Source organism: Bradyrhizobium sp. 2TAF24 (genome assembly GCF_052115025.1).
GTDB lineage: Bacteria > Pseudomonadota > Alphaproteobacteria > Rhizobiales > Xanthobacteraceae > Bradyrhizobium_A.
The window spans coordinates 147472-160428 of sequence record NZ_JBFRFW010000006.1 but is presented as its reverse complement, the minus strand read 5'-3'; the positions used below and the strand labels follow the sequence as shown (position 1 = coordinate 160428).

The following is a 12957-nucleotide window of genomic DNA, read 5'->3' as shown; positions in this document are numbered from 1 at the left end:
GATTTTATAAGATCAGGAGATATTTTATGGCCGGCCGTTCGCTCACCTCGGGTGAAATCACGCTGCTCTATTCCGTTTATGGCAATAGTCTGGATTATGCAGCTGTACGAGTGTCCTCTGGAGGGGTGGGCAGTGATATCGCCATAACCCACAATAACAATATATCGTTTCCATCTTCGTTGTACCAAGATGACTTCTCTCGCGCGGGGCTCGATTTTAAAGCGTGGTTTGTGCATGAAGCTGCTCACGTGTGGCAGCATCAGGTTCAGGGGCTTGATACGTATGCGGAAGGTCTGAAACTGATTATGCAGTTTGGTACGAGTTATATTCCTAATGCGTACTACTATTCTCTGAATTCTGCTCAGAGTTTTGGAAGTTTAAATATCGAACAGCAAGCGCAGGTTATTCAGGATCGTTGGTTGGTTCAGAACGGATTGCCGCCGCGTGGTGACATTGATCTTCGAAGCGGCGCGACAAGTCCGACAGTTGAGCAGTTCAACAGTGCTTTTAGTGGGGCATTGCGTCAGTTTGATGCCAATAGGAGCTATTCCCCCCTTGTGCCGAATGTAAGCCTGTCAGGTTCGACAAAGTTCGTGCAGGGGCAAAAGCAATTCACATATACAGTCGGAGCGAATGATCCTTCGGTGATCACTGATTTGGCTCAAGCATTCGGCATTAGTCCCTACGAGCTTCTCGCCGCGAATCCGAGCCTTTGGGGAGCAAACAACGTATCTCCAGGACAAACGCTCACGCTCCCCGATAACCTTTCCATTCTTGCGGGAGACATGTTGGAGACGCAAGGCGGGACGTTCACGGCATCGCAATGGCAGAGTCAGGTTGCTGCGATCAAGAACAACTGGGGCGCTGCATTCGGTCAATACCTTGGTAAAATCGATTTTTCGCAAGTTCTATCCTTATCGTTAAACGCTGGTGTCGGAACCCTGCCAGCAGGCGCCGTGACGTTGTTCGTTGGTAAGGATGGCTCGGTCTTGTATCGATCGCTGCCGGGAGCGGAAAATGGAGTTGTGGGTATCTATGGCCTGTCGAATCAACCGGGACTGCGGTTCAACAATGGCGAGGGCGATGGTGTCTCGACGATCAAAGCCGTTCCTGGCGGTGGAATTGAACTGGATTACTCGCAAGGCGGATCGCGTAAATTCACTTACGACGTCACAACTGGTTTGACGATGCAGACAGCGTCCGCGGATCCGCAGGATGCCCCGATTAGCCTTATAAAATATACAACAACGGTTACTGGAATCGATACAAACGGACCTCTCGATCCACACGAGGGGATAGTCGCAGCTACATTCAGTAACGGTAGTGTTGTTTCGTTTAGCGATTGGACGACATTCGAGTCCTACAGAAATTTGCTTTTTGGCAAGGTCATTGCCGCTCCGGTCTCGAGCATCAGCATTGATACGGCCGGTTTGCTTGGATTGATTTCGTCAAACGGGTTTGTGTCTTCGCCGTCGCCAAGTGTGCCACTGAACAACGGGCTGCTGTCTGCTGAAGTGCAGCAGCTCGCTCAGGTCGGGCAGATGAGCTTCGGCTCCGGCGGAGACGGGACGCCATTTTCCGGTAATAATGTCATCTATGCCATCGGCGGCGTCATCATCAGCGCCGCTGGCCAAGCCGGTACCGATCTAGCGAGCCTGTCTTCGTCTTCGATTGCTAACGCACTCTACCGGCCGTACTACCAAAGCATCCTTAGTTCTTTCAATAATATCCCGGCGGCGACGGACTGGCTGAATACATCAGCGGGATCGACGACGCTGCCTGGTTCGCAGGTGCCATACTGGGCATTGACGGGCTCCAATATCTGGACCAACCCGACGCCGAGCTTCACCGATCCGCTCCTGATCGATCTCACTGGTGCCGGCATTGGCGTATCCAGCTGGATCAAGAGTCCGGTCTATTTCGATACGAATGTCATACCTGATGCCAACGGCAATCCGACCACGACGCCGGATGGACTGCAGCATCAGACCGCCTGGATGCAGGGCGGGACGGCGATGCTGGTGTTTGAAGCCTCGGGTATCGTCAAGCCGATCACGAATATCACCCAGACGGTTTCGCAGTTTCTTAATGCGGGCCCGACGCCGGCCAAATACGTTGACGGGCTCGGGGCTCTCGCAAGTCTGGTCAAGACCGACCCGACCACCGGCAAACCCTACACGGTGTTCAGCGCGCAAACCGCGGCCATCGACTCCGCGACTGGGGTCTCCTATTGGAACGAGATCATGGTGTGGAACGACGCCAACCACAACGGCGTCAGCGATTCAGGGGAAATCGTCAGCCTCGCGTCGCTCGGAATCGCGTCGATCGGTCTGCAGGGGAGCGGCAATTTCGGCGAGAACATCAACGGCAGCGTGGTGACCAACCGCACGACTTACACCAGGAGCGATGGCACCACGGGCCAGGCCGCAGCCGTCAATTTTCAGAACAACAGTATCGGAGCCACTGTCAGCACCGGCAGTGGTGGCGAGATCGTGACGTCGCTGTCCGAAGGCGGCCCGACCAGGGCCACGACGTTCGTCGCCGAGAACAGTTCGGGGCATTCGTATACGATCCAGGGCGGCAAGCTGACGGACACCACCACCGGGCAGGTGGTGGTCGTGTCCGGCATTACGGCTGCGCTCAGCTCGAACCAGAACGACGTCATCACAGTCGCGGCCTCGGACACTGGCACATACTGGCTCGGCGGCGGCACCGGTGCGGATACTTTGACCGGTGGCGGCGGCACCAACGTGTTCCTGGTCAATCCGACCACGGTGGTGCATGGCGGCACCGGCGCGAACAGCTTCAATATCGCCAAGGTGGTCGGCACCCAGGGCGTCACCATCGATATGGCGAAAGCCAACCTGCAGGAGGTGATCGGCGGGGCCGGCGGCGACATCATCAATGCCTCCGGCACTACCTGGAATGTGTTCATCCAGGCGGGCAGCGGCAACAGCATCATCATCGGCGGGGCGGCATCTGCGGCGATTTCGGGCGGCACTGGCGATGATCTGATCGAGCTCGGCGCGGGCGGCGGCGTGGTGCATGCCGGGCGCGGCAATGATGTGATCTATGGCGGCTCGGGCCTCTCGGCGGCGACGCAGCCTTCCTATGTCAATGCCGGCGCCTCCTCGAATGCCGCCTATGTCGAGCGGCTGTTCAATGGCGTGCTGGGTCGGGAAGCGGATCTCGCGAGCTTCACCGCTGACGTGGCCGGCCTTAACAACGGCTCGCTGACACAGACCTCGCTTGCGGCGGCGATCCTCAGCAGTATGGCCGGGCAGGCGCTCTTTGGCAGCCTGAACAACACCCAGTTTACCAATGCCATCTTCCAGGGGCTGCTTGGACGGGCGCCGAACGCGACGGAGCTGAACAGCTTCGTCTCGGCGCTCAATGCCGGACAGACCCGCGACGTGGCGCTGCAGACGGTTGCGGCCAGCCCCCAGTCACAGACCTATTGGGGCGCCAAGCACCCGGGCGCGAGCGATGTCATCTTCGCCGGACCCGGCAACGATATCGTCATGCTCGGTACCAACAATGCGGAGGTCTATGCCGGCACGGGCAAGCTGACCGTGATCGGCAACGCCAATGGCTTCTCGGTCGTCGGCTTCCACGGCTCCTACGCGGACTACAGCGTCGCCCAAAATGCCGATGGCACCATCACCGTCACCAATATCAACAATATGGACGGCGACGGGACGGTGACGATGAAGAACGTCACGGACCTGGATTTCAAGGATATCAGCCAGGTGCCGCTCGCCAGCACCGCCGGTATGCCGGTCAGCGACCGTCTTTACACCGCCAACACCAGCCAGGTCACGACTAACGCCTCGGGCCAGTGGGTCATCGCCGCCTCGACGCTGCTCGCCAACGACATTGACTATGCCGGCAATCCGCTGTCGATCCGCGAATTGCTCGACAACAACGGCAACGCGATCGCCCGTGGTGCGTCGGGGCAGGTCAACGGCGGCACAGTTGCGCTGAGTTCGGACGGGGCCACCATCACCTTTACGCCGGGTGCAGGCTACAGCGGCGTGCCGAGCTTCCGCTACCACATCCAGGACAACAAGGGGAACAACGGCGCCATCGTCCAGCAGGTCGGCACCGCCAACACGGCCGAGATGACCGGCGCGGTCTATATCAATACGCCGGACATGCCGACCGATACGCTGTTCGACTCCGAATGGTATCTGCCGGCGACCAATGTGCTGGCGGCCTGGCGCGACTATACCGGCGCGGGTGTCAATGTTGCCGTGTTCGATCCTTCCGGCAACGTCAATTTTGCCAACCCGGATCTTGCGTCGAATGCCGGCACCTCGACCAGGCTGGACGGCAGCCCTGGCGTCGAGCAGCTCGGCACCCATGCGACGCTGGTCGCCGGTGTGATCGGCGCCGCGCGCGACGGCAGCGGCGCGGTCGGTGTCGCCTATAATGCAACCATCCACAGCGTGGCGCTGCCAACCGACGCGACACAGAACCTCAACAACCTCCGTCTCTGGAAGAATTACGACGTCGTCAACAACAGCTGGGGCTTCAGCCCGGCCTTCGTCGACAACTTCATCGGCAACGCCAGCTACAAGCAGGCCTTCGTCGATGCGGTCACCCAGGGCCGGCAGGGTCTCGGCACGGTGCTGGTGTTCGCTGGCGGCAACGATCGGGCGAAGGGCCGTTCGGCTGAGGATATCAACGAGACCAACTCGCGCTATGGCATCACGGTCGGCGGCATCAATGCCGCCACCAATCTCGGCTCGCTGGTGATCTCGGGGCTGCCCTTCAGCGAGGCGGGGGCCTCGATCCTGGTGTCGGCGCCGGCCAACAATGTGACCTCAACCGGCGTCACCTACACCAACGACTTCGGCCAGCAGTTTGGCGCCAACTACCAGACGACCCAGGGCACGTCGTTCGCGACGCCGATCGTTTCGGGCGTGGTCGCGTTGATGCTGCAGGCCAATCCCTCGCTGGGCTACCGCGACATCCAGCAGATCCTGGCCTATTCCGCGGTCAAGGTCGATCCCAACAGCGCGACATGGAGCTTCAACGGTGCCACCAACTGGAACGGCGGCGGTCTCCACACCAGCGAGGACTATGGCTATGGCGAGGTGGACGCCCATGCGGCCGTCCGGCTGGCCGCGACCTGGCAGACGGTGAACATTGCGGGGAACGAGCAGTCGCTGAACGTCCAGCAAGGCAAGTTCAGTACTTCGGCGAGCACGGCGACGCCGCTCAACTACGTCATCCCGGTCGACCAGGGGGCGTCGACGCCGGCGATCAACCTGACCTTTGCCTCTGGCGTGCGCGTCGAACATGTCGATGTCGAGCTCAACCTCGTCGGCGTGCGCATGAGCGATCTCATCGTCAAGCTGATCGCGCCGAGCGGCGAGACGAGCACCCTGATCAATCGCGAGGGCAACACCACCGGCCAGCAGGGCACCGACGCGCCACAGAACCTCGACTTCACGTTCGACACGGTGAAGGACTGGGGCGAACTCAGCGGCGGCACCTGGAAGCTCCAGGTCTGCTATGCGGCAGGCACCACGCCGGTCGGCACGCTCGCTGGCGTCAACGCCACGATCTACGGCAGCAGCACCAGCTCCGCGACGCCGCAGACCTTCATCTACACGGATGAATATGCACAGCTCGCGGGAGGCAGCCGCTCCATCCTGCAGGAGCCCAACGGCACCGCCGACATCATCAACCTCGCGGCCACGACCGGCGCGCTCAATCTCAATCTCGCGGCGGGCAGCACCGACAGCACGATCGGCGGCAAGGCGCTGACCATCGCCGCCGGGACCCATGTCGACTGGGTGTATCTCGGCGATGGAACTTCCATCGTCCATGGCAACGCCGATGCCGATACGTTCGTCGCCGGCACGGGCAACGATACGATCTACGGTGGTTCCGCCACCAACACGTTCTTTGCGGGCGGCACCAATGGCCTGCCGCGAAAGGTTGGCAGCGACACCTTCATCGGCGGCGGTTCGAGCAACGTGTTCTATCTGGGCGACGGCGCTGCAACTGTGGTCGGCAGCGCGATCGGCAACAATACGGTTGATTTCAGCTGGGCGAGCTCGGCTGTGGTGATCAACCTGGCGACCGGTATCAATGGCGGAGCGGCCGCCCGTGATACCATCACCAATGTGCAGAGTATCGTCGGCTCGAGCCATGGCGACACGATCAGCGCCTGGGGCGGCAAGACCCTCCGCGGCGGAACGGCGAACAACAACACGCTGGACTACAGCGCCGCCCCGTCGTCGGTCACGGTCGACTTCCTCAACGGCGCGGCGACCGTCGGGTCGCTGGCCTCGGATACGATCAGCGGCTTTCAGCGTGTGATCGGCTCGGCCGGCAACGATACCTTCGTCGACGGCCAGGGGCTGACCTATGTCGATGGCGGTGGAGGCTACAATACGCTGAATTTCTTCAGCAATCCGAACGGGGTGACGCTCAATCTCGCCGCCGGGACCGGCACCAGCGGGTTCGGCGACACGATGGTGATCAAGAACATCCACACCATCTATGGCTCGCTCTACCATCTCAACACGATCATCGGGGCCTACGACACCCAGTACATCGTCGGCAGCATGTATGGCGGCGACAGGATCACGGCCAACAGCGCCAATACCGAGGTCGCGTTCGTCACCTCGGCGTCGGCTGTGATCGTGAACCTCACCACTGGCGTCAATACCGGAGGAGCAGCCCAGGGGGACATCCTGACCAACGTGGTTCAGGTCCAGGGCTCCAGCTACAACGACACGCTGACCGGCAATGGCAGCTTTTCCATGCTGGACGGATACCTCGGCAACGACACGCTGATCGGCGGCGGGGGCTATGACGTCTACGTGCTCGGCGCGAACTATGGCCAGGACGTCGTCTTCAATGGCACCGGCAGCGGAGCGGCGTCCGGCGAAATCACAGTCGGTGCGCCGCCGAGCGGTGTCTGGCTGAGCCGCTCGGGTAGCGATCTGGTTGTGCAGATGCTCGGCACGTCGACCCGAATGACGGTCAAGAGCTGGTACACCACCACATCGGCTCAGCTGCAGTGGATCGTGGCCAGCGACGGATCCCAGATCTCGACCAGCGCCATCGGCCAGCTGCAGGCCGCCATGGCGAGCTATCAGGCGAGCAACCCCACTTTCAATCCGCAGACGGCGACCGCCATGCCGGCGGCGTTGCAGGGGAGTGTGGCCAGCCTGTGGGGGCCCGGGGTTCTGACCGGCACCGGCGGCAAGGATACGCTTGATCCCGGTATCGGCAACACCACGCTGGTCGGCAATGGGGGCAGCGATACCTATCAGTGGCGATCGGGATATGGAGCCGACGTCATCATCAACGGCGTGGCGACGAACACTGGGCCGTCGGGCCAGCTGCAGCTCTCCGCCGGCCTCGATCCGCGCAACCTGTGGTTCACGAGATCCGGCTACGACCTCGTGATCCAGGTGATCAACCAGCCGGCCCAGATGACGGTTCGGGGATGGTTCGCCAACGGCTATTCGCAGCTGTCGTCGCTGGTGCTGGCAGACGGTTCGCAGATCGGCACCGCAGCTGTCTCGGCTCTGGCGACGGCCATGACGGCCTTCCAGAACTCTTCCGGCTTCAATCCCCTGACCGCGATCGCGATGCCGACCGCTAGTGCGGTGCAGGCCGCGCTGACCGCCAACTGGAGCCGAACGATCTCCAGCGCCGCCAGCAATACCACGCTGTCCGGCATCTATGGCAGCGATACCCTGATCGCCTCGGGAGCGAACTCCACCCTGATCGGAGGCAGCGGCTTGTCGACCCTGGTGAGCAATGCCGGCGGCAATACGCTCGTGGCCGGCAGCGGACCGGCGATCGCGGACTATGTCGGCATCGCCAATCTGACGGTCAACCTCGCGACCGGCAAGGCGGCCGTCAATGGTGCGAGCGCCAGCGACACCCTCATCGGCATTGCGAGCGCAATGGCGTCGGGGGCGGGCGATACGCTGATCGCGGGAGCGGTCGCCGGTACGCTGGTTGCCACCGGTGCGAGCGATACCCTGGTGGGCAACGCCCTGGGATCGTCCCTCCAGGCAAGCCAGTCCTCGAGCGTTGCCTGGTACACCGGCAACTATGAGACGATCAACCTTGGCACCGGCACCGCCAGGATGGCGGGCGCGACCGTCGGAGATACCTTGATCGGGTTGACCAACGCCAAGGTGTCGGGAGTGGGCAGCACGCTGATCGCCGGCAGCGGAGTCAATACGCTGATCGCGTCGGGAACATCTGACGTTTATCAGTTCGCGCGCGGCAACGGCCAGGCGATCATTGTCAACGGCGCCAGCACCAACGTGTCTGCCTCGAACGAGCTCGATTTTGCTGCCGGCATCACCGATCAGCAGCTCTGGTTCGTCCGGTCGAACAATGATCTGCAGATCGATCTGATGGGTACGTCGAGCCAGGTCATGGTCGCCGGTTGGTTCAATGCGTCCTCCAGCCAGCTCTCCGAGATCACGGCAGGTGGGCTGAAGCTCGACAGCCAGGTCTCCCAGCTCGTGCAGGCGATGGCGACATATTCTGCCAACAATGCCGCCTTCAATCCGACGGCGGTTGCCCAGGCGCCCAACGATGCGGCCCTGCAAACGGCCATCGCCGCGGCCTGGCACAGCTAGGGCGGGTGCATGTCGGCCTTGCCGGGCCTGGACGCGTTTCATCCTAACGAGGTGCGACACGGTCGCGCCTCGTCAGATGACGTCGTGCGATCGCTGGTTGTGGAGGAAACAGCGAGGAAAGGTACGCCGGTGGCGGCCATGCCGGCTTCAATCGCAGCATTTCGGCAGGCTCAGGCGCTCCACGACAGCAAGCGGTTCGCCGAGGCGGAAGAACTGCTGCGGCAAGCGATCGGGCAGGATCCAAACAATCCCGATCTCCGCAATGCCCGGGGCGTGATGTTCGCGGCCATGGGGCGCCATCTCGATGCGCTCTGGTGTTACCGTGACGCCATCGCTTCAAGTCCCCAGAGCGCCGGGATCTGGACCAACCTCGGAAATTCACTGACGCAGCTGCGCTATCTCAAGGGCGCCATTGCCTGCCATCGGCGGGCGCTCGCCTTGTCGGATGGCCGGGAGCCGTTGTTCCATCAGAATATTGGGACGACGTTGGCCGAGGCGGGGCAGCACGGTGAGGCGGTTGCTGCCTTCACCCGCGCGCTCGAACTCGATGCAGGGCGTCAGTTGGCGCGCTGGGATCGTGCGCGCAGCTATCTCTATCTCGGCAACTACCAGCAGGCCTGGCCCGACTATGAAGCCCGGCGCTTCACCGGGCTGTTGCCATCGAAGCGGTTGCCGGGTGAGCCATGGGCGGGGCAATCCTATGCGGGCAGGCGCCTTGTGCTGCTGGTCGAGCAAGGCTTTGGCGACACGCTCTGGGTGGCGCGCTACCTCGCGCGCGTCAAGGCGCTTGGCGGCGAACTGGTGATGGAGTGTCAGCCAGAGCTTATTCCGCTGATCTCGACATTGGGCGTCGTCGATCAGTTCGTTGTGCGTGACCGGCGGCTACCAGACGCGGACTACCACTGTTATCTTTGCAGCCTGCCGGGTTTATTCACACAGGATTTTGCGTCGATTCCGACGGCACCGGTCTTCCAGGCGCCTCGGGCGCGGATGGCGAAATTCGGGCCGCTGTTCGAGAACGCTGCGCAGCGGCTCAAGGTGGGTATCGTGTGGTCGGGCAGCGTCACCTTCAAACGCAATTCCGAGCGCGCCCGATCGCTGTTGAGCTTCTTTCAGGCTTTCGCACTGCCGGGCGTGCAGCTCTTCAGTCTGCAGAAGGGCTCTCCCGAGCAGGAGTTGCAGGTGCTGCCGCGCGGTGGCCCCATCATCGATCTTGCGCCGATGATCGGGGATTTCGCCGACACGGCGGCGGCGATTGCGCATCTCGACCTGATCATCATGACGGACAGTGCTGTCGCGCACCTGGCCGGCTCGATGGGAAAGCCCGTTTGGGTTCTCCTCGGACATTGGGCCCATTGGCTCTGGTTGCTCGATCGCTCGGATAGCCCCTGGTACCCATCCATGCGCCTGTTTCGGCCGCGGGGAGAAGGTGATTGGGACTACGTCTTTGACACCGCCTCGACGGAGCTGCTGGCGCTGACGGGGCTATAACGGCTTTCTTGTCAACATCATCGGGGGGGGGGCATACCGTCACAATTGTCCTGCGACGATGGCGTCGTTGGTTGACGCAAAAAAAAAACGCCCAAGAAGTGTCTTATCCAGCGTCCGCGGCATCTCGTTCTTCCCTCAGACGTTCGAGGGTGAGGCGGGCGATAGCGGCCGGTGCCTCATCCGGGATCGCGAAAACACTGCTTACGTTGGTTTCGCAGAGCACGTAGCTGTCTTCACCCGCAGCGCTCTTTGGTCCGTATAAAGAGTCCGCATCCCAGATGATGGGCAGCGAGTTTCTCTGCAGCCCGAGGACCTTTATCATCTGCGGCGTCCACTCCGCCTCCATCCTCGTCCGCAAGGTCTGAAATTGCGCAGCGTCAGGTCCGTACATATTGCGTGGCCCAGGCTGCGCAGCAAGCGCATCCGGCCCTTCGAGCGGAGGGGGGATCAGCGCCTTTATCTTTTGATGTCCGAAGCCGACGACCTTGTCGATGCCCATGTAACAGCGGATCATCCCGTCGGGCCGCCGCGGTTGAAAGGGTTGCTCGATGATGCATCCGCCCCAGCCGAAATATGCTTCACAGCGTGACATGAAATTGTCGAGCGGCAAAGTCTCGGGCATGCTGCCGCGGCGCGCTTCCAGTACCGTAACAACGGGCGCGGCACCGGCCGGCTGCTCGCGCCATTCGACCTTCCAGACGCCCTGACCGGCGTTGCCGCGCTTCTGCTTGATGACACGCGGCAGAGCTCGGAGGAAAGAACCAGTTCTGCGCCGGCCTTGGGTGTCGGCACGAGGATCTGCCTGATGGCGAGGGGTGGGGCGCGGAGCGGCTCAGCGACATGTCGTTCCATTGCGGCACGCGTGTCGATGCGCCGCTGCACAGCGGGTCGCGAAGCGGCGGCGCGCCGGCGCGAGCGATCGATCACGATCGAGATGCTCGATCGCGCGATCGCGGCGGTCGGTCGGCCCATCGCTCCGGGCGATGCGGTCCTGATCCGGACAGGGCAGGAGCGCTACGGCATCACGGATCCCAAATATTTCAATCAGCCGGGCATGTCGCGGGAAAGCACGCTGCATCTGACGTCGCTCGGTGCGACCATCCTGGGGACCGATGCGGTCGGCTGGGATCTGCCTTTCCCGGTCATGGCGGCGCGCTTCCGCGCAACAGGCGTGAAGGAAACGCTCCGGGACGGCCACGAGGCGATCACGCAGCGCGAGGCTTTCATCGTGCAGCAGCTCACCAACCTGAAGGCGCTGCCGCCGAACGGATTCGACGTCGGCTTCTTTCCGATCAAGCTGGCGAACTGCAGCGCCGCGCCGGCGCGTGTCGTCGCATTCGTTCCGGACGATGTTGGATAGCGTTGCCGAAGACGAGGGGGGGATCACAGGGGTGTGGCGGCCGTGCGGGCCGCCGCACCCTTTGGCATGCGCTGGCGCAGATCGTCGATGATGAGCTGCGCGTTCTTCAGGAGCATCGCGCCGTAGTCGGCGCGGCTGAACAGCTCGGCCTCGATGGTGTAGGACCCGTGCACGCCCATTAGCATGCACACGATCGATCCGGCGGCCTGCAACGCGTCCTTGGCGGAGGCAGCGGTTTAACGCACGATTTCGTCGCGGATCATGTTGCGGATATGGGCGCGATACGAGGCGTAAATGGGCCGGAACGTGCTGCTCGTGCGGTTCTCGATCATCAGTTTCGAGAAGAAGGCGGCGATCACCGGATCCTCGAAACGGTCGTCTAGTCGCGTGACGAGATCGAGCACGCCGAGGTGGGCGGTGTCGGGCAGGGAGCCCCAGGCCCTTGTGCGGGCTTCATCGAGGCACGCCTTGAGCAGGCCCGCCTTGGTCTTGAAGTGAAAGAAGATGGTGGCCTGGCTATAGCTTGCGACGTTGGCGTCATCGTATCGATTGGCGGCGAGCGCCGCGAGCGCGCCTGGCGGGCAGGGACGACAGGGGCATGGCGCAGGCGCCGATCCACGAACACATCCCGCGCTTTGCAGAACTGCTTGCGATCGAAGCCGATGCTGAGACCGACATGTCGGCGCACCTGCGCGCCGCTGGGAGCATGGCGCGGCCGTTGGGAGACGACGGGTTTCCGTCCCGCATCAAGCTCGCGGAAGAGCAGATCTTCGGGAGTTTGAAGGAGCATCAGGCCCCCGTTCGCTCAGCAAAATCCGCGCAGGATACGGTCGATATAGGTCTGGCTGCTTGCCCAGCGATATTCCGGCATCCCGACGAGCAGGTGGGTGACGCCGATGAGCGCGCAGAACAGGGCTTCACCGGCCGCGGCGGGGTCCGCGGCCGTGTCGTCTTGGAGCGCGGCCAACAGGCGCGAAAACCGTCGGAGTTCGGGCACGACGTCGGTTTCTTCGATGAACCAGCGGTCTTCCTCTGACTCCCGGCGGTCCTCGATCAGGAAGACGACCTTGTAGCGGGCGGGAAATCTCAGCCAGTAGTCGACGAAGGTCTGGGCGACCCTGCGCAGGCGCGCCCTTGGCTCCGTCTCTGCGGCCTCCGCTGCGTCCAGCTCGACAAACAAAGGTGCGAAGGCCTCCGACCAGAGGGCGCGAACAATCGCCGTCTTGTGGGGAAAATAGCGGTAGAGGGTCATGGCCGGCATGCCGGCGCGCTTGGCGATCATCCGGATGCTGAGTCCGGCCACGCCATCGGTTTCAAAAAGCTGCCGCGCCGCCTCCAGGATCCGGGCTTGCCCCTCCTTTCGACGGCGTTCCCTCAGGCCCACCCCGTGATCTGCTCCGCTCATCGAATCCTCCGGACGCGCACAACCTCCTGCGAGGCCACTTGACGATGCGTACGCGTACGCATATCGATTTGCGT

The 12957-nt window shown here is 62.3% G+C and carries 7 protein-coding genes; 3 read left to right on the top strand and 4 right to left on the bottom strand.

Going from position 1 to position 12957, the window contains the following annotated elements; translation table 11 throughout:
- The first annotated feature begins 26 nt into the window (after positions 1-26).
- Together AB4Z37_RS11775 and AB4Z37_RS11770 are read left to right on the top strand one after the other, a co-directional pair.
- Positions 27-8627, top strand: a complete 8601-nt coding sequence (locus tag AB4Z37_RS11775; RefSeq protein ID WP_441516913.1) for a S8 family serine peptidase — start codon at positions 27-29, stop codon at positions 8625-8627.
- Positions 8628-8636: 9 nt separating this feature from the next.
- Positions 8637-10118: a tetratricopeptide repeat protein gene (locus tag AB4Z37_RS11770; protein WP_441516912.1), complete on the top strand. Its 1482-nt coding sequence runs from the start codon at positions 8637-8639 to the stop codon at positions 10116-10118.
- Between the two features lie 103 nt (positions 10119-10221).
- Here the strand turns inward: AB4Z37_RS11770 and AB4Z37_RS11765 are convergent, their stop codons facing one another.
- Complete coding sequence (locus tag AB4Z37_RS11765) at positions 10222-10863, bottom strand: Cj0069 family protein (protein WP_441517049.1); 642 nt, start codon at positions 10861-10863, stop codon at positions 10222-10224.
- Positions 10864-10986: 123 nt separating this feature from the next.
- Between AB4Z37_RS11765 and AB4Z37_RS11760 the strand changes: the two genes are divergently transcribed.
- Positions 10987-11478 carry a cyclase family protein gene (locus AB4Z37_RS11760; protein WP_441516911.1) on the top strand — a complete coding sequence of 164 codons (492 nt, stop codon included), beginning with the start codon at positions 10987-10989 and terminating at the stop codon, positions 11476-11478.
- Between the two features lie 23 nt (positions 11479-11501).
- Here AB4Z37_RS11760 and AB4Z37_RS11755 read toward each other — a convergent pair whose 3' ends face one another.
- The 3 genes from AB4Z37_RS11755 to AB4Z37_RS11745 all read right to left on the bottom strand — a co-directional run bounded on the left by AB4Z37_RS11755 (position 11502) and on the right by AB4Z37_RS11745 (position 12883).
- Entirely contained in the window at positions 11502-11690 is a 189-nt protein-coding gene (locus AB4Z37_RS11755; RefSeq protein ID WP_441516910.1) for a hypothetical protein, read from the bottom strand.
- A 24-nt stretch (positions 11691-11714) separates the two neighbouring features.
- On the bottom strand, positions 11715-11882 hold the full coding sequence (locus AB4Z37_RS11750; RefSeq protein WP_441516909.1) for a hypothetical protein: 168 nt from the start codon (positions 11880-11882) through the stop codon (positions 11715-11717).
- Positions 11883-12283: 401 nt separating this feature from the next.
- Positions 12284-12883 (bottom strand): TetR/AcrR family transcriptional regulator, encoded by a 600-nt coding sequence (locus AB4Z37_RS11745; protein WP_441516908.1) that lies wholly within the window; start codon positions 12881-12883, stop codon positions 12284-12286.
- Positions 12884-12957: the final 74 nt, after the last annotated feature.

What these genes read in the sequence shown, in the direction of transcription:
- AB4Z37_RS11775 (WP_441516913.1), top strand. Translation starts at nt 27, where the DNA reads ATGGCCGGCCGTTCGCTCACCTCGGGTGAAATCACGCTGCTCTATTCC.
- AB4Z37_RS11770 (WP_441516912.1), top strand. Translation starts at nt 8,637, where the DNA reads ATGTCGGCCTTGCCGGGCCTGGACGCGTTTCATCCTAACGAGGTGCGA.
- AB4Z37_RS11760 (WP_441516911.1), top strand. Translation starts at nt 10,987, where the DNA reads ATGCGCCGCTGCACAGCGGGTCGCGAAGCGGCGGCGCGCCGGCGCGAG.
- AB4Z37_RS11745 (WP_441516908.1), bottom strand. Translation starts at nt 12,883, where the DNA reads ATGAGCGGAGCAGATCACGGGGTGGGCCTGAGGGAACGCCGTCGAAAG.